The 21803-nt window shown below is 62.7% G+C and carries 19 protein-coding genes, 1 tRNA gene and 1 pseudogene; 16 read left to right on the top strand and 5 right to left on the bottom strand.

Annotated features, from left to right (window positions below):
- Nucleotides 1-241 (bottom strand): annotated as a pseudogene (locus BGO62_RS05250) (hypothetical protein); the annotation flags it as partial.
- Nucleotides 242-386: 145 nt separating this feature from the next.
- Here BGO62_RS05250 and BGO62_RS05245 point away from each other — a divergent pair.
- Genes BGO62_RS05245 through BGO62_RS05235 form a run of 3 tightly spaced genes read left to right on the top strand, consistent with a single transcriptional unit; the run spans nucleotide 387 to nucleotide 3461 of the window.
- A complete protein-coding gene (locus BGO62_RS05245) occupies nucleotides 387-935 on the top strand; it encodes an RNA polymerase sigma factor (RefSeq protein WP_296639571.1) in 549 nt (182 codons plus the stop codon).
- Complete coding sequence (locus tag BGO62_RS05240) at nucleotides 932-1666, top strand: hypothetical protein (protein ID WP_296639954.1); 735 nt, start codon at nucleotides 932-934, stop codon at nucleotides 1664-1666. Before BGO62_RS05245 ends, BGO62_RS05240 begins: the two co-directional genes overlap by 4 nt.
- Nucleotides 1653-3461: a DUF255 domain-containing protein gene (locus BGO62_RS05235; protein ID WP_296639952.1), complete on the top strand. Its 1809-nt coding sequence runs from the start codon at nucleotides 1653-1655 to the stop codon at nucleotides 3459-3461. The genes BGO62_RS05240 and BGO62_RS05235 overlap by 14 nt, the downstream gene beginning before the upstream one ends.
- Before the next feature lie 12 nt (nucleotides 3462-3473).
- Here the strand turns inward: BGO62_RS05235 and BGO62_RS05230 are convergent, their stop codons facing one another.
- A complete protein-coding gene (locus BGO62_RS05230) occupies nucleotides 3474-4652 on the bottom strand; it encodes a Do family serine endopeptidase (RefSeq protein ID WP_296639950.1) in 1179 nt (392 codons plus the stop codon).
- A 153-nt stretch (nucleotides 4653-4805) separates the two neighbouring features.
- Between BGO62_RS05230 and petA the strand changes: the two genes are divergently transcribed.
- The 6 genes from petA (at nucleotide 4806) to BGO62_RS05200 (ending at nucleotide 8741) form a co-directional block, all read left to right on the top strand.
- Complete coding sequence (petA, locus tag BGO62_RS05225) at nucleotides 4806-5414, top strand: ubiquinol-cytochrome c reductase iron-sulfur subunit (protein ID WP_296639948.1); 609 nt, start codon at nucleotides 4806-4808, stop codon at nucleotides 5412-5414.
- A 3-nt stretch (nucleotides 5415-5417) separates the two neighbouring features.
- Nucleotides 5418-6650, top strand: coding sequence for a cytochrome bc complex cytochrome b subunit (locus BGO62_RS05220; RefSeq protein WP_296639946.1), 1233 nt, complete (start codon nucleotides 5418-5420; stop codon nucleotides 6648-6650).
- Nucleotides 6651-7376: a cytochrome c1 gene (locus tag BGO62_RS05215; protein WP_296639944.1), complete on the top strand. Its 726-nt coding sequence runs from the start codon at nucleotides 6651-6653 to the stop codon at nucleotides 7374-7376.
- A gap of 227 nt (nucleotides 7377-7603) precedes the next feature.
- Nucleotides 7604-8203 carry a glutathione S-transferase N-terminal domain-containing protein gene (locus tag BGO62_RS05210; protein ID WP_296639942.1) on the top strand — a complete coding sequence of 200 codons (600 nt, stop codon included), beginning with the start codon at nucleotides 7604-7606 and terminating at the stop codon, nucleotides 8201-8203.
- Between the two features lie 13 nt (nucleotides 8204-8216).
- Nucleotides 8217-8624: a ClpXP protease specificity-enhancing factor gene (locus BGO62_RS05205; RefSeq protein ID WP_296639941.1), complete on the top strand. Its 408-nt coding sequence runs from the start codon at nucleotides 8217-8219 to the stop codon at nucleotides 8622-8624.
- 41 nt (nucleotides 8625-8665) lie between these two features.
- A tRNA-Thr gene (locus BGO62_RS05200) sits at nucleotides 8666-8741 on the top strand.
- An 83-nt stretch (nucleotides 8742-8824) separates the two neighbouring features.
- Here the strand turns inward: BGO62_RS05200 and BGO62_RS05195 are convergent.
- The 3 genes from BGO62_RS05195 to BGO62_RS05185 are packed head-to-tail and all read right to left on the bottom strand — an operon-like array spanning nucleotide 8825 to nucleotide 12305.
- On the bottom strand, nucleotides 8825-10141 hold the full coding sequence (locus BGO62_RS05195) for a sigma-54 dependent transcriptional regulator (RefSeq protein ID WP_296639940.1): 1317 nt from the start codon (nucleotides 10139-10141) through the stop codon (nucleotides 8825-8827).
- Between the two features lie 2 nt (nucleotides 10142-10143).
- A complete protein-coding gene (locus BGO62_RS05190) occupies nucleotides 10144-11706 on the bottom strand; it encodes an ATP-binding protein (protein ID WP_296639939.1) in 1563 nt (520 codons plus the stop codon).
- 17 nt (nucleotides 11707-11723) lie between these two features.
- On the bottom strand, nucleotides 11724-12305 hold the full coding sequence (locus BGO62_RS05185) for a PP0621 family protein (protein ID WP_296639938.1): 582 nt from the start codon (nucleotides 12303-12305) through the stop codon (nucleotides 11724-11726).
- On the opposite strand from BGO62_RS05185, the gene BGO62_RS05180 reads away from it, so the two are divergent.
- The 7 genes from BGO62_RS05180 (at nucleotide 12289) to BGO62_RS05150 (ending at nucleotide 21742) form a co-directional block, all read left to right on the top strand.
- Nucleotides 12289-13014, top strand: coding sequence for a PEP-CTERM sorting domain-containing protein (locus BGO62_RS05180; RefSeq protein ID WP_296639937.1), 726 nt, complete (start codon nucleotides 12289-12291; stop codon nucleotides 13012-13014). The genes BGO62_RS05185 and BGO62_RS05180 overlap by 17 nt on opposite strands.
- A 68-nt stretch (nucleotides 13015-13082) precedes the next feature.
- Nucleotides 13083-13799: a PEP-CTERM sorting domain-containing protein gene (locus BGO62_RS05175; protein WP_296639936.1), complete on the top strand. Its 717-nt coding sequence runs from the start codon at nucleotides 13083-13085 to the stop codon at nucleotides 13797-13799.
- A 269-nt stretch (nucleotides 13800-14068) separates the two neighbouring features.
- Entirely contained in the window at nucleotides 14069-15451 is a 1383-nt protein-coding gene (locus BGO62_RS05170; protein WP_296639934.1) for an undecaprenyl-phosphate glucose phosphotransferase, read from the top strand.
- Between the two features lie 1092 nt (nucleotides 15452-16543).
- Nucleotides 16544-17158 (top strand): PEP-CTERM sorting domain-containing protein, encoded by a 615-nt coding sequence (locus BGO62_RS05165; RefSeq protein WP_296639932.1) that lies wholly within the window; start codon nucleotides 16544-16546, stop codon nucleotides 17156-17158.
- Between the two features lie 128 nt (nucleotides 17159-17286).
- On the top strand, nucleotides 17287-18396 hold the full coding sequence (locus tag BGO62_RS05160; RefSeq protein ID WP_296639931.1) for a PEP-CTERM sorting domain-containing protein: 1110 nt from the start codon (nucleotides 17287-17289) through the stop codon (nucleotides 18394-18396).
- A gap of 246 nt (nucleotides 18397-18642) precedes the next feature.
- Nucleotides 18643-20514 carry an outer membrane beta-barrel protein gene (locus BGO62_RS05155; protein WP_296639930.1) on the top strand — a complete coding sequence of 624 codons (1872 nt, stop codon included), beginning with the start codon at nucleotides 18643-18645 and terminating at the stop codon, nucleotides 20512-20514.
- A gap of 265 nt (nucleotides 20515-20779) precedes the next feature.
- Nucleotides 20780-21742, top strand: a complete 963-nt coding sequence (locus tag BGO62_RS05150) for an EpsD family peptidyl-prolyl cis-trans isomerase (protein ID WP_296639929.1) — start codon at nucleotides 20780-20782, stop codon at nucleotides 21740-21742.
- The last annotated feature ends 61 nt before the right edge of the window (nucleotides 21743-21803 follow it).

Raw genomic sequence — 21803 nt, 5'->3', positions numbered from 1 at the left:
GCAGGAAATCGATGCCCTTGCCGTGGGCGACGACGGCAATATGGACATCCCTGCTGGCGTTGAGGTGGTTCTGCACGTTGCGCAAGGCGACCATCGCGTTTTCGCTGTCGTTGAGGTGATAGACCACCTTTTCTTCCGAACCGGCGGCAGGGGCCGCAGTCTCGGCCGGCGGGGCGGCGTGGGCCATGGGGGCGGCTGCCAGCAGCAGAACGGCCAGTAGCGGGGCGAAAGTGCGTGTCATGGTGAGTCTCCTGATTGATATATTGAATAAACCGGCTTTATCGAAGCCTGGGAAGAAGACGCAGCGAGTGACACGCTTATTCCATTCCGGCAGGCGAATTTTTCTGGAATAAACGAACCCTGTTCCGCGTCACATCGACATGACCATGATCAGCCGTTTTCTGTTTGGCCCGTTCCGCCCCGGCATCGAGGCGCAGCGCCCGGTGCTCTACCGCATCGCCTATGCCTGGTGCCACGACGCGGCGCTGGCCGACGATCTGGTGCAGGAAACGCTGTCCAAAGCCTGGGTGCGGCGTGCCCAGCTGCGCGACGAGACGGCGCTGAAGGCCTGGATGGTGGCGATCATGAATCGCTGCTGGCTCGATCACCTGCGCAGCCGGCGCGATTTCGACGCTGTCGAGGACTGGCAGGACGAGCTCGAATCCGGCGCCGCGTCGCCCGAGGCTTGCTGCGACCGCGAGCAGGTGATTGCCTGCGTGCGGGCCGCAGTGGCGCGCCTGCCGCTGGGGCAGCGCCAGGTGCTGACGCTGGTCGACCTGGAAGAATTCGGCTATGCCGAAGTGGCCGGGATTCTCGGCATTCCGGTCGGTACGGTGATGAGTCGTCTGTCGCGTGCGCGTGCGAGCCTGAAAAGCTTGCTGGATGCGGCAATGCCGCAGCCTGCGGCGCAGCCGCAGCTGAGGAGGGTGAAATGAGCCCGACCGTTTCGGACGAGATCCTGCATGCATTCATCGATGGCGAACTCGACGTCGCCGAGAGCGAAAAGCTCATCGCCAGGATGCACGGGGATGCGGAACTGACGCAGCGCGTCTGCGCCCTGCGCAGCCTGCGGGGCATGGTGAAGCTGGCGTACACCGAGCCGCCGCCGGCTGCCGCCGGCCGGCAATCGCGCCGCGCGCCGCGGCGCCGGTTCGTGCAGCGCTGCGCCTTCGGCAGCCTCATTCTGCTTGCCGGACTGAGCGGCGGCTGGGCCTTGCGCGGCGTGGAATCGCGTACGCTGGCCGCCGCGCCGGCCACCGTCCTGGACGGCTATCGGGCGGTCAGCCTGGCGCACGAGGCCGACCCGAACCGGGTCATGCTGCATCTCGACAGCGCCGCGCCGGACAAGATGCAGGCGGTGCTGGATCAGGCCGAGCGCCTGCTCGACGAAGCGGAGCGGGAGGGGCGGACGATGCAGCTTGAAGTCATCGCCAACAGCCGCGGCATCCAGCTGATGCGCGCGGGCCACAGTCCCTACGCCGCGCGCATGGCGCGCATGAAGCAGCGCCATGTCAACCTGCATTGGGTGGCATGCGCCCAGTCCATCGCCCGGATTACGGACGAGGGACAGCGGGTGGAACTGCTGCCCGCCATCCGGACGGCGCCGACGGCCATCGGCGAAATCGTCACCCGGCTCCAGCAAGGCTGGACCTATGTCCGGGTTTGAACGCGCGACGACAGCTGCCGTCCTGCTGCTGATTCTGCTACTGCCTGCGACGCCGGCAGCGGCCGCTCCGGCCAATCGGCTGGCCGGCCATCCGTCGCCTTACCTGGCCCTGCACGGCGACGATCCGGTGGCCTGGCAGGAATGGAATGCCGACGCCCTCGTCCGCGCCCGGCGCGAGAACAAGCTGCTGTTCGTTTCGGTGGGCTACTTCGCCTGCCACTGGTGCCACGTCATGCAGCGCGAAAGCTACCGGAACCCGCAGATTGCCGCGTTGCTCAATCGTGATTTCATTCCGGTCAAGGTCGACCGCGAGCTCAACAACGGGCTGGACGAGGCTTTGCAGGAGTTTTCTTCGCGGCTCAATGGTGTGGCGGGCTGGCCGCTGAATGCCTTCGTCACCCCCGAGGGCTATCCGGCGTTCGTCGTGCTGTATGCGCCGCCGGATGATTTCAGCAAGCTGCTGTCCCAGCTCTCCGCACGCTGGGCGTCGGATTCGGCCGGCATCCGGCGTTTGGCGCAGCAGGCGGCACCGCCGCCTGCGCTGGAGCCCGTCGGTGCGCCGCTGACGGCGGCACGCAGCGCACGCGCCTGGCAGCAGTTCGTCGCCGGCGCCTGGCAGGAAGCCGACACGCTCCATGGCGGCTTCGGCCAAGTCAGCAAATTTCCGATGGCGCCGCAACTGCATGCCCTGCTGGAGCGCCAGGCACGGCAGCCGGACGCCAGGCTGGCCGAATTCCTGCGCCTGAGCTTCGATCAGATGGCGGCGCGCGGGCTGCGCGATCATATCGGCGGCGGTTTTTTCCGCTACACCACCGATCCCGGATGGGACACGCCGCATTTCGAGAAAATGCTCTACGACAATGCGCATCTGGCGATGCTCTATTTGCGTGCCGCGACTGTGCTGCGCCAGCCGCGTTACCGTGAAATTGCCCGCAGCACGCTCGATTTCATGCAGGACGAATTGCTGGATGCGAGTGGTGGCCTGTACAGCAGCACCTCGGCGGTGGATGCCGCCGGGCGGGAAGGCGCCACCTATCTGTGGGAGCCCGATGAATTGAAGCGGCACCTGCCGCCCGCAGCCTATGCCGCGGCGCAGCGGGTGTGGCGGCTCGATGCCGCGCGCAGTTTCGACGACGGTTATCTGCCTGCGGAATACCGCACTCCGACGGCGGACGAGCGCCGCCTGCTGGCCGATGCCGCGCACATCCTGCGTCCCTTGCGCCGCGCCCGCAGCCTGCCGAGGGACGACAAGCTGAATGCCGGCCTGAATGGCTTGGCGCTGTCGGCTTTCAGCCAGGCCATTCGACTCGATCCGGCCTATCGCCAACGCGCCGACCATCTGCAGCGATTCCTGCTGGCGCAGCTGGTCAGGGGCCGGCATCTGATGAAGGCGAGGGCGCGCGGGCAGATACTGCCGCAGGCCGAACTGGAGGACTACGCCTATGTCGTGCAAGGGCTGCTCGATCATGCCGAGGCCACCGGCAACGCGCAATCGCGCGCCCGGGCACGGCAACTCGCGCATACCGCCTGGCAGGTGTTCTGGAGCGGGAAGGGCTGGCGACGCGAAGCGCGACCCTTGCTGGCCACCTTGCAGGCCGAGCCGGCGCTGGCCGACGGCGCTCTGTATTCGCCGTCCGATGTGCTGATCCTGGCCAGCCTGCGCTTGCCGGATCCCGCGCTGCAGCGGCTGGCGCGTACCGCCGCCGGTTGGCAGCTGCCGGCGATGGAGCGGGATGCCTACGCCTATCCCACCCGCGTGCGGGTGCTGACGCAGACGATGCGGCCGCGAGATTAGGGTTGACGGGCCCTAGTTGAGTTCGGGTTCCTGCGCCTGCTCCAGCGCACGTTGCATGGGGCGCCGCCCGACCTGGACTTTCAGGTTCAGCGATTGCTGCTTGCGCGCCACCGTGAGCTGGGTGTCGATGCCGGGCTTGAGGGCGGCAATCAGGTTCAGCAGCGAGGCCGAGTCGGTCACGGCATTGCCGTTGACCGCCAGCAGGATGTCGCCCGGGCGGATGCCGCCGGCGTCGGCCGGGCCGCCTTTCAGCACGCCCGCGATCAATGCGCCTTCGGCATTTTTCAGGCTGAAGGATTCCGCCAGTTCGGGCGTCAGATCCTGCACTTCGATGCCGATCCAGCCGCGCGTCACGCTGCCGGTCTTGACGATCTGTTCCATCACCTGGCGCGCGATGCTGACCGGAATGGCAAAGCCGATGCCTTGCGAGCCGCCGGTGCGCGAGTAGATGGCGCTGTTGACCCCCACCAGATTGCCCGCCGCGTCGACCAGCGCACCGCCCGAGTTGCCCGGATTGATGGCGGCATCGGTCTGAATGAAATTCTCGAAGGTGTTGATGCCGAGATGGGTGCGCCCAAGCGCGCTGACGATCCCTGCGGTGACGGTCTGGCCGACGCCGAACGGATTGCCTACCGCCAGCACCCAGTCGCCGACCTGTAGGCTGTCGGGCCGGGCGAAGGTGATGGCGGGCAGGTTGTCGGTATCGATCTTCAATACCGCCAGGTCGGTTTCGGGGTCGGCGCCCACCACCCGTGCCGGCAGCGTCTGGCCGTCTGCCAGCGCAACGCGGATTTGATCGGCGGCCTCGATCACATGGTGGTTGGTCAGGATGTAGCCGTTCGGGCTGACGATCACGCCCGAGCCGAGGTTGGATACCTCGCGCGGCCGTGAATCCAGCCGGTCGCCGAAGAAATAGCGAAAGATCGGGTCCTGCAGCGCGGGATGGGCCGGGCTGCGCACCTTTTGCTGGGTGAAAACGTTGACCACCGTCGGGATGACCTTTTTCGCGGCGGGGGCGAAGGAAGCGCTTGCGGCGGGTCCGCCGGTCGCCGCATGCTGCACCTGCTGAATGGTGAGGTCTGGCTGCCGGCTTTGCCAGTGCAGGAGATCGGGCTTGAACAGCACGATGATGAACAACACGCCCAGAGCCACCGTGGCGGATTGGGCGAAAAGCAACCAGAGTTTGCGCATGTTGATGTAAGTCAAGGAAAGCGTGATGCCGCCACGCAATAATTATAGTTCAGGGCGGGAACTTCCAGAGTCGGCGCCACATTGCACTTCCAGTATAGGGGGCAATTTGGTTAGAATGCCGGTTTTATCGCAACACGTTCAGGTTAGGTAAACATGAGCCAGGAAGCCGAAGGGCAAAAAGTGGACACAAGTAAACGAAAATTCCTGATCGCTGCGACCAGCGCGGTTGGGGGGGTCGCTGCTGTGGGGGTGGCGGTGCCGCTGGTCATGAGCATGCTGCCAAGCGCGCGCGCCAAAGCAGCGGGCGCGCCGGTGGAAGTCGATATCAGCAAGATCGAGCCGGGCATGATGCTGACGGTCGAGTGGCGCGGCAAGCCGGTGTGGGTCGTCAACCGCACCAAGGAAATGCTCGCCCAGCTGGGCAAGCATGACGACAAGCTGGCCGACGCCATGAGCGAAATGCCGCAGCAGCCCGACTATTGCAAGAATGCCACCCGCTCGATCAAGCCGGAATATCTGGTGGCGGTCGGCATCTGCACCCACCTCGGCTGCTCGCCCAGCGAAAAGCTCAAGCTGGGTGGCGACAGTGGCATGGGCGGCGACTGGCCAGGCGGCTTCTTCTGCCCCTGCCACGGTTCGACCTTCGACCTCGCCGCACGCGTGTACAAGGGCGTGCCGGCCCCGACCAATCTGGTGATTCCGCCTCATCAATACCTCAGCGACGTCAGGCTGCTGATCGGTGTAGACGCAAAAGGAGCTTAAATAATGTCTGCCCTGCAAAAAGTGATGGGTTGGGTCGATGACCGTTTCCCGCTCACCGCCACCTACAAGGCGCACCTGTCCGAGTACTACGCGCCCAAGAACTTCAACTTCTGGTATTTCTTCGGTTCGCTGGCGCTCCTGGTGCTGGTGATCCAGATCGTCACCGGCATCTTCCTCACCATGAACTACAAGCCGGACGCGGAGCTCGCCTTCACGTCCGTCGAGTACATCATGCGCGACGTCGACTGGGGCTGGCTGATCCGCTACATGCACTCCACCGGCGCGTCGATGTTCTTCGTCGTCGTCTACCTGCACATGTTCCGCGGCCTGATGTACGGTTCCTACCGCAAGCCGCGCGAACTGATCTGGATCTTCGGCGTGCTGATCTATCTCGCGCTGATGGCCGAAGCCTTCCTCGGCTACCTGCTGCCGTGGGGCCAGATGTCGTACTGGGGCGCCCAGGTGATCGTCAACCTGTTCGCAGCCGTGCCCTTCATCGGCGAGGACCTGTCGATCTGGATTCGCGGCGACTACGTGATTTCCGACGCCACCCTGAACCGCTTCTTCGCCTTCCACGTCATCGCGCTGCCGCTGGTGCTGATCGCGCTGGTCGCGGTGCACCTGGTGGCGCTGCACGAAGTCGGCTCGAACAACCCCGACGGTGTCGAGATCAAGAAGCACAAGGACGCCAACGGCATTCCGCTCGACGGCATTCCCTTCCATCCGTACTACACGGTGAAGGACATCGTCGGCGTCATCGTCTTCCTGATGGTGTTCTCGGCGATCGTGTTCTTCGCGCCGGAAATGGGCGGCTACTTCCTCGAAGCCAACAACTTCGTCCCGGCCGACTCGCTGAAGACGCCTGCGCACATCGCGCCGCTGTGGTATTTCACCCCGTTCTACGCGATTCTGCGTGCGGTGCCGCCGATGTTCGGCTCGCAGTTCCCGGGCGTGGTGGCGATGGGCCTGTCGATCGTCGTGCTGTTCTTCCTGCCCTGGCTGGATCGCAGCAAGGTCAAGTCGATCCGCTATCGCGGCCCGATTTACAAGATCATGCTTGCTTTGTTCCTCGTGTCCTTCATCGGGTTGGGCTACCTTGGCCTGTTGCCGTCCACCCCGGTGGCGACGATATTTGCCCAGGTCTTCTCAGTGATCTACTTCCTGTTTTTCCTGCTGATGCCCTGGTATACCTCGATTGACAAAACCAAACCGGAACCGGAAAGGGTGACTGGCTAAATGAAACGCTTGAAGAACTTTCTTTTCCTGCTGGCGGCAGCCCCCGTGGTGGCCTTTGCGTCGGGCGCCAGCGTTCATCTGGACAAGGCGCCGGTCAATCTGGCCGACCAGGATTCCCTGCAGCGCGGCGCCCGCATGTTCGTGAATTACTGCCTCAACTGCCACAGCGCCGGTTCCATGCGCTACTCGCGTCTGCAGGATCTGGGCCTGACCGAAGACCAGATCAAGGAGAACCTGCTGTTCGCCGGCGAAAAGCCGGGCGAGACCATGAAGGTCGGCATGACCAAGGCCGACGGCAAGGCCTGGTTCGGCGCCACCCCGCCCGACCTCAGCGTGATCGCCCGTTCGCGCGGCGCCGACTGGCTCTACACCTACCTGCGCGGCTTCTACCGTGACGACACCCGCGCCACCGGCTGGAACAACACCGTGTTCGACAAGGTGGGCATGCCGCACGTAATGTGGAACCTGCAGGGTGAAATGGTGCCGCGCTACAAGAAGGAAGGCGAGCATGAAGTGATCGATCGCCTCGAACTGGCCAAACCCGGCAGCGTCACCCTGGCCGAGTACGACGCCATGGTCGGCGACCTGGTCAACTACCTGGTATGGATGGGCGAGCCCGCCCAGGTCCAGCGCAAGCAGCTCGGCGTCATCGTGCTGATTTTTCTGGCGGTCTTCTTCGTGGTGGCCTATTACCTGAAGAAAGAGTTCTGGAAAGATATTCACTGAATCGGGCCACGCCGCTCGCCAACAGCCGGACTGTGTCCGGCTGTTGGCTTTTATCGATCCGGCGCCCACCCGCTTGAAAGACAGGAAGCTGACGCACAGTCCGCAAGCCGCGCGGCCGTGTCGGAGCATGCAATGTCCGAGCCCGGTTGTTATTGGCTGGAAACTCAAGCAGCCGGGTTTCAAGTCAAAAAGCATCAACACACGCAACACGATAGGGAGCCCCCGCCATGATGACCTTGTATTCCGGTAGCACCGATCCGTACAGCCATCGCTGTCGCATCGTCCTGTTTGAGAAAGACATGGACTTTGAAATCATCGATGTGGACATGCACAACAAGCCGGAAGAAATCGCCAGCATCAGCCCCAGTGGCAAGATGCCGGTGCTGGTCGAGCGCGACCTGGTTCTGACCGAGTCCAACATCATCAACGAATACATCGACGAGCGCTTCCCGCACCCGCAGCTGATGCCGCCGGACCCCGTCATGCGCGCGCGCGCGCGGCTGGTGCTGTTCAACTTCGAGCACGACCTGTTCACCCACGTCAACACGCTGGAGCACAGCCTCGGCAAGGGGTCGGACAAGGCGCGCCAGGAAATCCGCGACAGCCTGTCGCAGCTCACGCCTATCCTCACCAAGCAGAAATACCTGATGAACGACGAGTTCTCCATGCTGGACGTGGCGATCGCTCCGCTGCTGTGGCGTCTTGAGCACTACGGCATCGAGCTGCCGAAAATGGCGGCGCCGGTGCTCAAGTACCGCGAGCGCCTGTTCAGCCGCCCGGCCTTCATCAACGCGTTGACGCCCACCGAAAAGGCGCTGCGCAAGTAAGGGGCGAGGGCGGGTGGCCGAGATTTCAACCAAGCCTTATCTGATCCGCGCACTCTATGAATGGTGCACGGATTCGGGTTTCACCCCGCAACTTCTGGTTGCGGTGGACGGCCGCACTCGCGTGCCGCCCGGCTTCGTCAAGGACGGCCAGATCGTGCTGAACATCAGCGCGGCCTCCACTCGCAATCTCACCCTGGACAACGACTGGATCCAGTTTTCCGCGCGCTTCGGCGGCGTTTCGCACGAGATTTCCATTCCGGTAGATCGGGTGGCCGCCATCTTCGCGCGCGAGAACGGCCAGGGCCTGCACTTCGAACCGGTCGACGCATCCGCGCCGCCGCCCGGGCAGACGCCGCCGCCCGCGCCAGGCGATGCGCCGGCTCCGCCCAAGGGCAGACCCTCGCTTAAAGTCGTCAAGTAATCGGACTATCCGTCGCGCGACGTCGTTATAATGTCGCCGTCGCCGCTTTAGCTCAGTTGGTAGAGCAACCGCCTTGTAAGCGGTAGGTCGTCAGTTCGATTCCGACAAGCGGCACCAGACATCCAGTAAAACCCGCATCCATCAGGATTGCGGGTTTTTTTCATCTGGATGGTTGGGTCTTGGCGACTGGGTGCGCTGCGCTATTCGATGCCCAGCCGCTCCAGGCGGTAGCGCAGGCTGCGGAAGGTGACGCCGAGCACGCGCGCGGCGGCAGTCTTGTTGTAGCGCGTTTGTTCCAGTGCTTCGAGAATGGCCGCGCGCTCGGTCTGGTCGAGGTAATCCTGCAGCGGATATTTGCAGCCGGAGGCGGCGCTGGCCGGGAGCTGGGCCGGCGCAAGGTTGAGGTCGGCGCTGCGGATGTGGCGGTCTTCGCACAATGCCAGCGCGCGCTCCAGGGTGTTTTCGAGTTCGCGTACGTTGCCCGGGAAGGCGTAGGCGCGCAGCGCCTTTTCGGCATCGCGGTCGAGTCTGACCTCGGCGCCGCCGAGCTTGTCGAGCAGGAAACGCGCCATTTCGGGGATGTCTTCGGCGCGCTCGCGCAGGCTGGGCATCACCAGGTCGATGACGTTGAGGCGGTAATACAGGTCCTGGCGGAAACGCCCGGCCTCCACCAGCGCGGCCAGATTCTGGTGGGTCGCGCTGACGATGCGCACGTCAACCGCCTCTTCGGCGGTGGCGCCGACCTTGCGCACCTTTTTTTCCTGCAGCACACGCAGCAGCTTCACCTGCATCGACAAGGGCAGGTCGGCGACTTCGTCGAGGAACAGGGTGCCGCCGTCGGCCGCCTGGAAGAATCCGCTGCGGTCGGTGTCGGCGCCGGTGAACGCGCCTTTGCGATAGCCGAAAAATTCGCTTTCCATCAGCGTTTCCGGGATCGCGCCGCAATTGACGGCGACGAAGGGTTTGTCCGAGCGGTTGCCCAGCCGGTGGATCAGCCGCGCGGCGAGTTCCTTGCCGCTGCCCGATTCGCCGGCGATATGCACCGGCGCCTGGGTGCGCGCGAGCTTGGCGATGCGGGCGCGGATTTCCTGCATGGCCGCCGACTGGCCGATCAGGTCGCGCGCAGTCACGTCTGCCTGTGCGGCTTCGGGAATGTTCAGCGCGGATTTGACCAAGGCGCGCAGCTGGTCGAGCGCCACGGGTTTGGCCAGGTAGTCGAACGCCCCGGCTTTGAGTGCCGCGACCGCATTGCCGGCGTTGCCGTAGGCCGTGATGACGGCCACCGGAACCGGCGCCGTCAGCGCACTGGCGCAGGCGACCACTTCCAGCCCTTCGCCGTCTCCCAGCCGCATGTCGGTAAGGCAGAGGTCGTAATGCGCCTGCGCCAGGCGGGTCTGCGCTTCGGCCACGCTGTTCGCGCGATCGGTTTCCAGCCCCATCTTGACCAGCGTCAGCTCCATCAGGTCGAGCAGGTCGGGCTCGTCGTCCACCAGCAGAATGCGCGGAGAGGCGGCCATCTCTACTCCCTGCCGTGCACGCTGAGACGGAAGCACGCGCCATCCGTGCCGGGCACGTAGGCCAGCACCGCGTGGTTGGCCTCGGCCAGCTCGCGCGCGAGGAACAGGCCGAGCCCGGTGCCTTGCGCATCGGTGGTGAAAAACGGTTCGAAGAGCCTGCCCTGGTGTTCCGGCGTCAGCCCCGGGCCGTCGTCGCGGATCTCGAGTTGCGCGGCGTCGCTCTGGGTCAGCAGGCGGATATGAATGCTTCCCGCCTGCTTGCGGCAAAAGCGCCATGCATTGCGCAGCAGATTCCACACGATCTGGCGCAGGTGGTCGGGGTCGAATTGAAAGCGCGCGGTATCGGACATGCTGACTATGACGGCGTCCGCCGGGATTTCTTCAGTCTGGCGCAGCTCGTCGATCAGGGCGGCAAGCGTCGCGCCCTCGAAGCCAACCGGGTTGAGGCGGTCGCGCCGGTTGAGCGTCAGCACCTCCTCCACCAGACGGTCGAGACGGCGGGTGTTGTTTTCGATGATGGTGGTCAGTTTCGCCTGCGCCGGATCGTGCGTGTCCTCGCGCAGCAGCTGCGCTGCCTGGCTGATGGCCGACAGCGGATTGCGGATTTCATGCGCGATATTGGCGGTGAGCCGCCCCAAGGCCGCCAGCTTCAGCCGTTGCGCCGCCTGCTCGGCCTGGCTTTGGTCTTCCAGCACCAGCACCCGGCTGTCGTCCGGCGTCGCAAGCGGGATGCAGCGTATGCGTAACTGCGCAGCCTGGGTGCTCAGGGTATGCGCGGTCCGGGGGCCGCATTGCTGCGATAGGGCGCGCGCCAGTTCGGGCGCGCAGTCGGCCAGCCGGGTGACGCCAGGCACCAGCGGCGCCGCGATGCCGAGCAGCGCCAGCGCACGCGGGCTGGCGTGGCGCACCACGCCGTCGCCGCGCACCGCCAGCAGGCCGTCGGGCGAGTTCTCGATCGCCAGCGCGTTGATGCGGTTCAGCAGCGCCAGTTCGTCGGCCTGGCGCTGCGCCAGCGTTTCCGACTGCAGCGCACGCCGGGTCAGCGCGTGTGCCAGCCAGCCGATAGCGAAATAGCCGGCGCACAGCAGCCCGACCTGGAAAAAGCTGTCCATCCTCTGGCTGCCGCCAAGAATGCTGAAAGCATGCTGCAGCAGCACGGCGATCGACGCCATCGCCGCATACAGCAGGGTCAGCCGCCCGCTGCCCACCAGGCCGCCCGAGGCGATGGAAATCGCCAGCAGCAGGCCCATGCCGCCTGCCAGCCGTTCGCTGGTCGACATCATCAGCATCACCAGCACGATATCGGCGGTGATGTGGGCGGTGAGCTGGATCTGGAATCCCGGCCAGCGCGCGCGTATGCCCAGCACAAACAGCGCCGCGATCAGCAGATAGGCGTAGGCGAAGGCCTGGAAACGCTCGGATGAGCCTGCGCGGAACAGATCCGAGGCGTCGAACAGCAGCCCGGTGAACACCAGCGCCACTGCCAGGGTCAGGCGATACAGATTGAAGTAATCGAGGCTGCGCCAGTGCGACGCATAGTAGCCCTGCGTGGTCGGACGCGGCATGGGGGGTGCCGCGGCGTTCATTTTTTGCCGCGTTGCTGGTGCTCGGGAGTACAGAAAAACTCGCCGCCGGAATAGATGGCCTCGCTGCGCGGCAGATTCACCCCGCAATGCACGCACTTCACCATGTCTTCGACGGTCTGCTCGCGCGCCGGCGCGGGCGGCTTGTTGAGCGAGCGCTGGTAGGCGCGAAACAGCGCCAGCACCAGAAAAACGATTGCAATCAGCAGCAGAACCTTGAGCACGCCATCCCTCCAAAAATGGCGTTCAGCATAGCATGGCCGCGCACGGGACAGCGTGCGCAGACCTGCCTTCGACGGAGCCTGGCGCGGGGCACCGTCGGAAGCGTCGCACCCGCCGTTGCCGCTGTCCTGCGGAATGGAAATTGCGCAATGGCCCGGAAGCCCGCCGGCACGCCGCAGCCTCGTCCCCCTGCCCGCGCGGCTGTCGGTTTTTTTTACTTCCGTCGCCGAAACATCCCCCCGCAGATCGGGTGAAAGTTCAAATCCCTTTGCAATCATTGGTTTGTGTAAATTTATTGAAGCGGGCGTGCGTCTTGCTTGGTCGAGCAGGCAAATAAACTCAATGAAAATCGAAACCATGTCGTCTACAAGAAAAATATGGATGGGCTTGGGGCTGCTGGCGTTTGCGCACGCTTCCTCGGCCGCCCTCATCACGCTCAACGGCAACGGCTTTAGCGTCAGCTATGACGACGCCCAGGAAGTGCAGTACGGCCAGGGCTTCCTGTCGGGCTCGCTCGACACGATCTATTTCCAGCCCAGCGCTTTCTCGGCGCTGTCAGGCGGCAGCCCGGCCAGCACCGCGGCCCCGCTGCAGCTGACTTTCACCATCGATCCGGGCTATGCCTTTGCCGGGCTCAACTTCACCGAGCGCGGCGACTATTTCCTGCTCGGCGGCGGCACGGTCGGCGTGGATGCCAGCCTGCAGGCCGTCAACACCGATACGGCGGTGTCCGTCGTTCTCAGCCTGGCGCCCAGCGCCCCGCTCGACCTCACGGGCGCTTCCACGCCCTGGATGGCAGTCGGCAGCATTGCCGCGGGACTGGGCGTGCCGCAGAGCCTGCAGCTCACCCTCGACAACGAATTGCTCGCCAGCGCCCCCGCGGGCGACCTGAGCTTCATCCAGAAAACCTACGTCGGATTCCAGGTCGTCACGCGGGCCCAGCCGGCTTCTTCGGTTCCCGAACCGTCCAGCTGGGCGCTGCTGGCCGCCGGCATGCTGGCGGCCCTGATGGCGGGGCGTCGGCGACCGCGCATACCACCGGGCATGCGCTTCGGGCGATGCACCTGAAGGCGCTATCCGCAAGGCAGCACCGATAACAACACCACACAAATATAAAGAGAGGCAGGAGGAGGAAAATGAGAACTTGCAAAAAAACCGCGCAGGCGGTGATGGGCTTTACTGTTGCGCTGCTCGCCGGCAATGCCCTGGCGGCCATTCCCGCCCCTCTGGTGGGCACCTATCTGACCTACACGTTCATCACCGATCCGGGCCTGTTCGGCACGGCCTCGCTGGTCGGCGATGACCTCGTCTTTGCGCCCACCGCGGCGTTCAAGGCCACGTCCGCCAACGGGGCGCCCGGGTTCAAGAGTCAGAACGTGATCGTCCAGGTCAGCATCAACGATGCCTACCTGAGCACGCTGGCGCTGTCGTCCTTCAGCCTGTCCGAAGGCGGCAGCTACAGCCTGTCCGGAACCTCGGCCACCGCCGGCGCGACGGGCTATCTGTCCGCGCTGGATATCGAAGGCACGACGGCCAACTCGCTGTCGGGGAGTATCACGGCAAGCGGCCTGGGCGTCCCCGGCACCCATGCCTGGACCGGCGCTGCGGGAATCGCCTTGCCGGGAACCGGCTGGGGCGGGGCCGATGGCGTGGTGAGCAGCGTCAAGCTCACCCTGTCGAACCAGTTGTTTGCCACTACCGGACCGAACAGCGCGGCCGAAATCTGGAAAGACGCGGTCAACCTCCACGTCGCCACCAGCCCGATCCCCGAAGCCGAAACCTACGCCATGATGCTGGCCGGCCTCGGCCTGGTGGGTTTCATGGCGCGTCGCCGCGCCCGGCTGCCTGCCTGATGCCTTGCGGCTGCTGCAGAGGACGGCCTCTTCGGAGGCCGTCCTTGTTTTTGCACCGGCGTCGCGGGATTGAAGCCTTGCCGGGAGAAAACGCCTCAAGCGCAGCCGCCAATCTCCGCATAGAAAGATGTGATGAACTTGCAATAGTACTTTTGTTGGATAATGGGCACCTTGCCGGATACCGGCAGGGCGCACGCCAATAAACGATAAATACAACGCCTGCCCGCAGGCCGCCAGAGAATCCGCATCGCGACGATGCGTTTGGAGTGATGACGAACCATAACCAGTGGCTGTTCCGGCAGCAGCTTTCCGTCGTCTCGTTGACCAAGATCCTGCTCGACCCCTTCGTGGCCGTGCTGGTGCTGATCGGCTGCACGCTGTATTACGGCGAGCCGTTCCGCGGCCCGTATCCCATCCTGGCCCTGATCGTCTTCACCCTGACCTTTCCCGGCAAGTGGCCCGAAGTCACCCTGCGCGCCTTCTGGAACGAGGTCGTCATCCCCTGGTTCTTTCTGTCCGGGCTGATCCTGCTGTTCGGCTATTCCACCGGCTATCTCGACTGGTTCCCCCCCGATCTGGTGATGGCGTGGATGCTCGCCACCCCCGTCGCCATGTGGGTGGCGCACCGGGTGGTGCGCAAGCTGCTGCCGCGCCTGCTGCTGCTGGAAGGCGGGCGCCGCCGCGCCCTTATCGTCGGCGCGGGGCATCTCGGCACCGAATTGCGCGGCCGCTTCGTCAACGACAGCGCGCTGGGCGTGGACGTGGTCGGCTTCTTCGACGACCGCGCCATCGAACGCACCGAGCTGACCGATCCGAAAAAGCTGCTCGGACGGCTGGCCGACATCCCCGACTACGTCAACCGCAACGGCATCGATCTCGTCTACATCACCCTGCCGATGGCCGCGCAGCCGCGCACCCTGAGCCTGCTCGACGCCCTGCGCGACACCACCGCCTCGGTCTATTTCGTGCCGGATATCTTCGTTTCCGATCTCATCCAGGCGCGGGTCGACCACATCCACGGCATGCCGGTGGTAGCGCTCACCGAAACCCCCACCCTCGGCGTGTCCGGCATCGGCAAGCGCATCAGCGACCTCGTCATCGCCAGCCTCATCCTGCTGATGATCTGGCCGCTGCTGCTTGTTCTGGCCGTTGGCGTCAAGCTGTCGTCGCCCGGCGCCGTCATCTTCAAGCAGCGCCGCTACGGCCTCGACGGCCAGGAAATCCTCGTCTACAAGTTCCGCTCCATGCGCGTCTGCGAAGACGGCGGCACCATCAACCAGGCCTGCCGCAGCGACCCCCGCATCACCCGCTTCGGCGCCTTCATCCGCCGCACCTCGCTCGACGAACTGCCGCAGTTCATCAACGTCCTGCAGGGCCGCATGAGCGTGGTCGGCCCGCGCCCCCACGCCGTCGCCCACAACGAGCAGTACCGCAAGCTCATCAAGGGCTACATGCTGCGCCACAAGGTCAAGCCCGGCATCACCGGCTGGGCCCAGGTCAACGGCCTCAGGGGCGAAACCGAAACCCTCGACAAGATGCGCGCCCGCATCCAGTACGACATCGACTACATGCGCAACTGGTCGCTCGGCTTCGACCTCATGATCATCGGCAAGACCCTTGCCGTCGTCTGGCGCGACCAGAACGCGTACTGAAAGAGACAAGATTCAAGATTCAAGTTGCAAGTTGCAAGTTGCAAGTTGCAAGTTGCAAGTTGCAAGTTGCAAGGGGCTGCCGCCTGCGCAGGGCATCCGCCTGCTGAATCTTGAATCCTGAATCTTTACGCCCGCCGCTCTCACATCCGAGACACTCGCCCTCGATATTTCCCACGGATTGCCTGCCGGAATGCTCGTATTCAGGTGCGCCCGCCAGGGCAGGCCCCGGTTCGGCCGATCGGTCGACAAGCGCATACCCGCGTCCTTGCCGCGATACGTCGTCCCTTGATTGCATGCCCGGATTAAAGGCAGCCACCCCCGGCGTGGCTTGGGCGGAGGCAACGGGAATCGCCGAAAAAGCGCCGTGGTGGCCCCGCTCAGGTGCCGCCGATCGACGCCGTGGCCAGGCTGGGGATTGATCGATTCGGCCCGATCAAGTTTGAAGCGGCATTGAAGCCCGGTTCGCCCGGACTGCGTGAGATGGCGTGGGAGGGGCGAGTCGATAGGCGCTGAAAGCAGCGCCCCATAGGGACGGCGCGAAAAACACCGATGGGTTCAAACATTGCCCGCCGCCCCAATAGCGCCGCTGCCCGGGGTGCATTTAACCCGCCCGCCGGCTCGAATGCGGCGAGGCGCAAGCAGTCCGAGGGGCCGTGTCCGGCAGGGCTAACGCTTCCATCAAAAAAATATATAAAAAACAACTTGTCGATAAATTTTACACATGAATAAAAAGCAGTATGAAAATACCAACAGTTTGATATGAAACGACTAATCGAAAATCAAAGCCCGAATCCTGGCCAGGATTTCATCCTGGTGGGCCTGTTTGGCCGGTTTTGGCGGGATGCTTTTGTCGGATTATTTTACAGGCATGGTCCTAACCTACTATCAACAACACCCGAAACAACCAAATCAAATTGTTAAATGCTTGATTGCAAAAGCCATAAATAAAAATACCGCAAAGCTGGAACGGCCATTGCTAAATGCTTGTCGCCGCGAAGGGAACTATTCGGTGCAAAGAATATTTACACCATGTGGCAGGAGGATGTAGTTGATAAATCGATCGATACATATCTACATGAGGAGACTTAAAAAATGAAATTCACAATGACTAAACTCGCTGCCGCTGCTGTTCTGGCTACCGCTGCAATGAGCGCACAGGCTGTTGACTTCAGCTCCATGACCGTGACTGGTGGTACGTTTGCCATGGCAGGTGCGGGCGGCAACTTCATTGCTGCCAACATCACTCCGGGCCTGGACCTGCTGGCTGGTAACAACCAAAAGATCAACGTCTCCATGCCTGCTGGCCAGTTGTTCAACTTCGGCTTCTTCGGGCCGGTTGGCGCTTACCTGTCCAGTGGCAGCTATACGCCGTTCGGTGGTACTGCTGCAGGCGGCAGCGCCACTGCTCCCACGGCCAGCGGCACTCTTGGCGGTGCCATGACCGCCGACCTGTCGGCCTGGACCGCCTTCTGGAACGGCAACAACTTCGGCCAGGGCGGCATCGCCACCGGTACCGTCGATGCGCTGGGCAACTACAACATCGGCTGGTCGGCGACTGTGGTGGGCGGTGCGTTTGATGGCATGACCGGCGTCTGGACCATGACCGGAACCGTCGCGGCTGTTCCCGAGGCTTCGACCTACGGCATGATGCTGGCCGGTCTGGGCCTGGTGGGCTTCGCCGTGCGCCGCCGCAAGCTGATGGCCTGAACGTGAACGGCCTCGGATTCAATTCCGGGCTGATTCGCGTATCCGGCTGTGCTGTGGCCGGGTAAGCCTAAAGAAATACGGCGGGGCGACCCGCCGTATCTTTTTATACCGATAAGGGGGGAGCAACCATGAAACGCAAGCTGACCGTGCTGGTGTCGGCGTTGTTTGCCACGCCGGCTTTTGCCGCAACCTTTACGACCACCATTGATGCCGCGACCTACACCTCCGCAGGCACCATTACCTTCAATGACGGTGGCTACACCGGCCCGACTGGTGTCGGCGCCGGGGACTTCCAGGTCGGCTCGGGCTTCGATGCGTCGAGAGTCGGCCAGATCCAGAACGTGGTCACCAAGGACCCGGACTGGCAGACATCCGATCCGGCGCACACCGTGTATGGCGACTTCACCAGCACGCCTACCTACAACAATGCCAATATGGACGGCAGCGTGAACTTCTTCATGTGGGGCTACACGACGGTGGGGGGCAGCACCTTCAACAACATGACCATCGACAAGGCGGGCAACTACTACATCGCCAAAAACGACATGTCGTTCCAGTATTACGATGTGTTCCGTTACAACAACGGCGTCGATCCGATTCAGACCTTGGACAGCAAGATCAACTTCCAGCCCTATGCGGTGTCGGACGCGACGGGCTGGTGCGGCTCGGTGCTGGCGACCGATCCCAATTCACTGGAGCGCATGGCGGGGCAGGTGAAATTCGACTTCGCCTTCGACGTCTATTTCGAGATGGTGCCGGGCATGACGCCCAGCTTTTCCTCGACGCAGCTCGTCCCCGATTTCGTGATGCGCAGCTACGGCAGTTACGAAGTCAATGTGACCACCAATGGCGGGGTCGCGCAGGTTTATAGCGGCAGCGCGGTGGAAAACAACACCAACCCGGTGACGGGAGAACTTGATCCTGCCTGGCAGAACGACGTGTCCTTTCTTGGCGCAGGGGTCATCCCGAATGGCGTCTGGGTGCTGAATGACGGCACCCCGGACGTTCAGATCGTGGACGCGGGGACCGAAGGCGCAACCTGGCATGCCAATTCCTTTGCCGGTTATGCCTTTCTGCTGCGTGCCGATGGCACACGTGAACTGACCTATGTCAACCCGGACGGCTTCTCGGATTACATGCCGGCAGCGGTACCCGAAGCCGAAACCTACGCCATGATGTTGGCCGGCTTGGGTCTGGTCGGCGGCATGGCGGCGCGTCGACGCCGGCAGATGGCCTGATGCGGCTGTCCCGGGTGCAGTAGTGGATCATCCGGCGGGGAAACCCGCTGGTTTTTTTTGGCATGGGGCAGAATGGTTATTTAGTACTGGTTTATGTAGTAAATTTGCATCGGACGCGTAAGCCTTGCAGGTGGAATTGGCCGTAAATTCCCCCGCTTAGGTAAAAGCGCGTAGTTTTTTAATGAACGAATTAGAAAAGTTCACCTGTTTTTTGGCTTGTCAAATAAGAAATTTGAGGAGGAGTTTATGCGTTTTGCACTGAAACATGCCGCGCTGGTCGCTGCCTGCATGGCCGCGTTCCCGGCCCACGCCACCAACGGTTATTTCCTGCCTGGATTCGGTATCCGCTCGCAGGGCATGGGCGGCGTGGGCATCGCCTACGGCCGTGATTCCCTGTCCACTGCGGCCAACCCCGCAAACGCTGTCAATACTGGCATGCGCGGGGACATGGGATTCGCTGTGTTCAATCCTGAGCGCTACGCAGCTGTGGGGAGTGATGCCGGGGGCGCGTCCCCATTCGGTTTCTTTGGCGGCGTGGAAAGTGATGCGAAGTATTTCATCATGCCGGAAATGGGTTTCAGCATGCCGCTGAATGACAGGTTGCATGTTGCATTGGCGGTCGTCGGAAATGGGGGGATGAACACGACCTATCCTGAAAATTTCTTTTCGTTTGATGGTGACGGCCCCGGCCCAACAGCACCTTTTCCTGCGCGCGACGAGAAACTCGGTGTCGACATGATGCAGGTGCTGGTTCCGATTACTGCAGCCTACAAGCTCAATGAAAATCATGCCATCGGTGCTTCGTTGGTGTTAGCTGAAACGCGCTTCAGGGCTTATGGCTTGCAGGCATTTCAGACGTTTGATCAGGTATTCACAATTACGGCTGATCCTGCACATTTGACGAACCAAGGCTTTGACTACAGCTATGGGGCGGGGGTCAAAATCGGCTGGCTGGGTGAATTCATGGGCGACAGACTCTCGCTTGGATTGACCTATGCTTCCCGAACCTACATGACGAAATTTGACAAGTACAGTGGTCTTTTCGCCGAGCAGGGGGATTTCGATATCCCGGAAAACTTCGGTATTGGTATTGCCTTCAAACCCGTTAAAAATCTGGTGATTGCAGCTGATGTCACTCGCATCAACTACGGAGATATCGCGTCGGTGGGCAATCCCGGCATGAGCGCGCCGCTTGGACCGGGTGGTATCCCGTCCATAACGGATTCGAGCAAAGAACTCGGTAACGACGACGGCATGGGCTTTGGCTGGAAAGACCAGACGGTCTACAAGCTTGGGGTGCAATATGGCGTGAACAACCGGCTGCTTGTTCGCGCCGGTTACAACTACGGGAAGACCCCGATCCCTGACGGCCAAGTGACGTTCAACCTGCTCGCGCCCGCGACCGTCGAAAAGCATTATTCCGTGGGCTTTACCTACAAGGCGAACGAGAACCTGGAGGTAACTGGCACCTATATGTATGCCGCCTCCAACAGCCAATCGGCGTGCGGACAGAACATCGTTAACTGCGCCACGTTCAACATGCACCAGAACATGTTCGGCTTGACCTTCGGCTGGGTGCTCGATCCGGGTCCGGGCGCGCTGGAAGAATACGGCGAGGGCGACTGGGCCGGCATCAACTTCGACGGCTGGTACGCGGGCCTGGGTGTTGGCCAGTCGAAGTATCGTGGCGTGGATGAGGATACTGCCAACACCCGCACCGAAGGCTGGAAGGTTTACGGCGGCTACCAGTTCAACAAGTACTTCGCCATTGAGGGGGGTTATGCCAATCTCAACGATATGACGGCCAGAACCGGGGCGATTGTCACGAACCTGGACACCGATGCCTGGACCCTGGGTGCAGTGCTCAGCTATCCGGTTACCGGGAAGTTGTCGGTGATGGGCAAGCTGGGTGCGGCTTACATGCTCGCTGACGTTAATGTGAAGAACGGTGCTGCACTCACGGTGCGAAGCGGCGACGACAGCTATGAGCCCAACTATGGGGTAGGCGTCAGCTACGCGCTGCTCGACAATCTGAACCTTCGCGTCGAGTGGGAACGCTTCGATCGGAAAGAATATGACATCGACCTCGTGACGGCGGGTGTGGCACTGAAATTCTGATCGCCTGACTGCTTCGCTTTTTCAAGTCCGGGGCGTGTCCCCGGCTTTTTTTACTCAGAGAATATCTAGTAAGCCGCGCATGGCGACATTGCCCGACCACGCTATGGGGAATTGATGGCCCGCATAAAATCGCCTGCGTCCCGCATCGAAAATTTTTCACGTATTTTTGATTTGGCACGCTTTCTGCGCGTGATTTCCGTCGGTGTGCTTGCTGTAACATTCGTGACACATAATTTCCAATAATCCGGATCAAGAGGAAGACAACATGCAAAATTACAAGAAGCTGGTCCTGCCGTTGCTGATCGCCGCGCTGATCGCGGGTTGCGGTGACAAGAAAGAGGAGGCAACGGGTGAGAAAGCCGCGACCCAGGTGGCGGCCAAGGTCAACGGCACCGAGCTCACGGTGCATCAGGTGAACTACGCGCTGCAGCGCATTCCCAATCTCGACAAGGAGCAATCCAAGGCGGCTTCGCTGCAGGTGGTGCGCAATCTGGTGGATCAGGAGGTGATTGCGCAGAAGGCGCTGACCGACAAGCTGGACCGCGATCCCACGGTGGTGCAGGCGCTGGATGCCGCGCGGCGCCAGATTCTGGCCGAGGCCTACATGGGCCGCAAGTTGGGCACGCCGGCCGAGCCGTCCGATGCCGAGGTGACGGATTACTTCAACAGGCATCCGGAGCTGTTCGCCCAGCGCAAGATCTATCGCCTGCAGGAAATCTCGATCAAGGCGCCGGCAGACCGGCACGATGCGATCCGCGCCCAGTTGGGTGCATCCAAAAACCTGAGCGATTTCGCCGCCTGGCTGAAAGCGGAGAACCTGCCGGCAAAAGCGGCGCAGGGCGTCAAGCCGGCCGAGCAACTGCCGCTGCAAATGCTGCCGCAGCTGGCCAAGATGCCCGACGGTCAGGCGATGGTGGTGAATGCGCCGGACGGCCTGATGGTCGTCGTGCTGGCGGATTCGCAGGTGCAGCCGGTGACGCTGGAGCAGGCCAAGCCGGCGATCACCCGCCTGTTGCAGGCGGAGGCGCGCCAGAAGGCGGCCAAGGCCGAACTGGACGCATTGAAGGCCGCCGCCAAGATCGAATATGTGGGCGAGTTTGCCGATGCCGGCAAGGAAGCCACGGCGCCAGCCGAGAAGCCGGCCGCCCCGGCCGCCGCCGCGGCTCCGGCCGCCACGCCCGCTGCCGACGCCGACGCGATCAGCAAAGGCGTTTCCGGACTCAAGTAAAAAAGCAGGTACAAGCGACAAGTTACAAGGTTCAAGACGGCGGCTGGCGGGCGGCGTGCCG

It is taken from the genome of Thiobacillus sp. 65-1402, assembly GCF_001897685.1.
In the GTDB taxonomy this organism is placed as follows: domain Bacteria; phylum Pseudomonadota; class Gammaproteobacteria; order Burkholderiales; family Thiobacillaceae; genus Thiobacillus.
The sequence above is the reverse complement of the archived record's forward strand: the minus strand, read 5'-3'. Positions and strand labels throughout refer to the sequence as shown.

Bases quoted from the DNA above. Each gene is read 5' to 3' on its own strand.
- BGO62_RS05150 (WP_296639929.1), top strand. From the start codon at position 20,780: ATGCAAAATTACAAGAAGCTGGTCCTGCCGTTGCTGATCGCCGCGCTG.
- BGO62_RS05180 (WP_296639937.1), top strand. From the start codon at position 12,289: ATGAAAATCGAAACCATGTCGTCTACAAGAAAAATATGGATGGGCTTG.
- BGO62_RS05195 (WP_296639940.1), bottom strand. From the start codon at position 10,141: ATGGCCGCCTCTCCGCGCATTCTGCTGGTGGACGACGAGCCCGACCTG.
- BGO62_RS05190 (WP_296639939.1), bottom strand. From the start codon at position 11,706: ATGCCGCGTCCGACCACGCAGGGCTACTATGCGTCGCACTGGCGCAGC.
- BGO62_RS05175 (WP_296639936.1), top strand. From the start codon at position 13,083: ATGAGAACTTGCAAAAAAACCGCGCAGGCGGTGATGGGCTTTACTGTT.
- BGO62_RS05155 (WP_296639930.1), top strand. From the start codon at position 18,643: ATGCGTTTTGCACTGAAACATGCCGCGCTGGTCGCTGCCTGCATGGCC.
- BGO62_RS05185 (WP_296639938.1), bottom strand. From the start codon at position 12,305: ATGGTTTCGATTTTCATTGAGTTTATTTGCCTGCTCGACCAAGCAAGA.
- BGO62_RS05215 (WP_296639944.1), top strand. From the start codon at position 6,651: ATGAAACGCTTGAAGAACTTTCTTTTCCTGCTGGCGGCAGCCCCCGTG.
- BGO62_RS05245 (WP_296639571.1), top strand. From the start codon at position 387: ATGATCAGCCGTTTTCTGTTTGGCCCGTTCCGCCCCGGCATCGAGGCG.
- BGO62_RS05170 (WP_296639934.1), top strand. From the start codon at position 14,069: ATGACGAACCATAACCAGTGGCTGTTCCGGCAGCAGCTTTCCGTCGTC.
- BGO62_RS05210 (WP_296639942.1), top strand. From the start codon at position 7,604: ATGATGACCTTGTATTCCGGTAGCACCGATCCGTACAGCCATCGCTGT.
- BGO62_RS05165 (WP_296639932.1), top strand. From the start codon at position 16,544: ATGAAATTCACAATGACTAAACTCGCTGCCGCTGCTGTTCTGGCTACC.
- BGO62_RS05235 (WP_296639952.1), top strand. From the start codon at position 1,653: ATGTCCGGGTTTGAACGCGCGACGACAGCTGCCGTCCTGCTGCTGATT.
- BGO62_RS05220 (WP_296639946.1), top strand. From the start codon at position 5,418: ATGTCTGCCCTGCAAAAAGTGATGGGTTGGGTCGATGACCGTTTCCCG.
- BGO62_RS05230 (WP_296639950.1), bottom strand. From the start codon at position 4,652: ATGCGCAAACTCTGGTTGCTTTTCGCCCAATCCGCCACGGTGGCTCTG.
- BGO62_RS05240 (WP_296639954.1), top strand. From the start codon at position 932: ATGAGCCCGACCGTTTCGGACGAGATCCTGCATGCATTCATCGATGGC.
- petA (WP_296639948.1), top strand. From the start codon at position 4,806: ATGAGCCAGGAAGCCGAAGGGCAAAAAGTGGACACAAGTAAACGAAAA.
- BGO62_RS05160 (WP_296639931.1), top strand. From the start codon at position 17,287: ATGAAACGCAAGCTGACCGTGCTGGTGTCGGCGTTGTTTGCCACGCCG.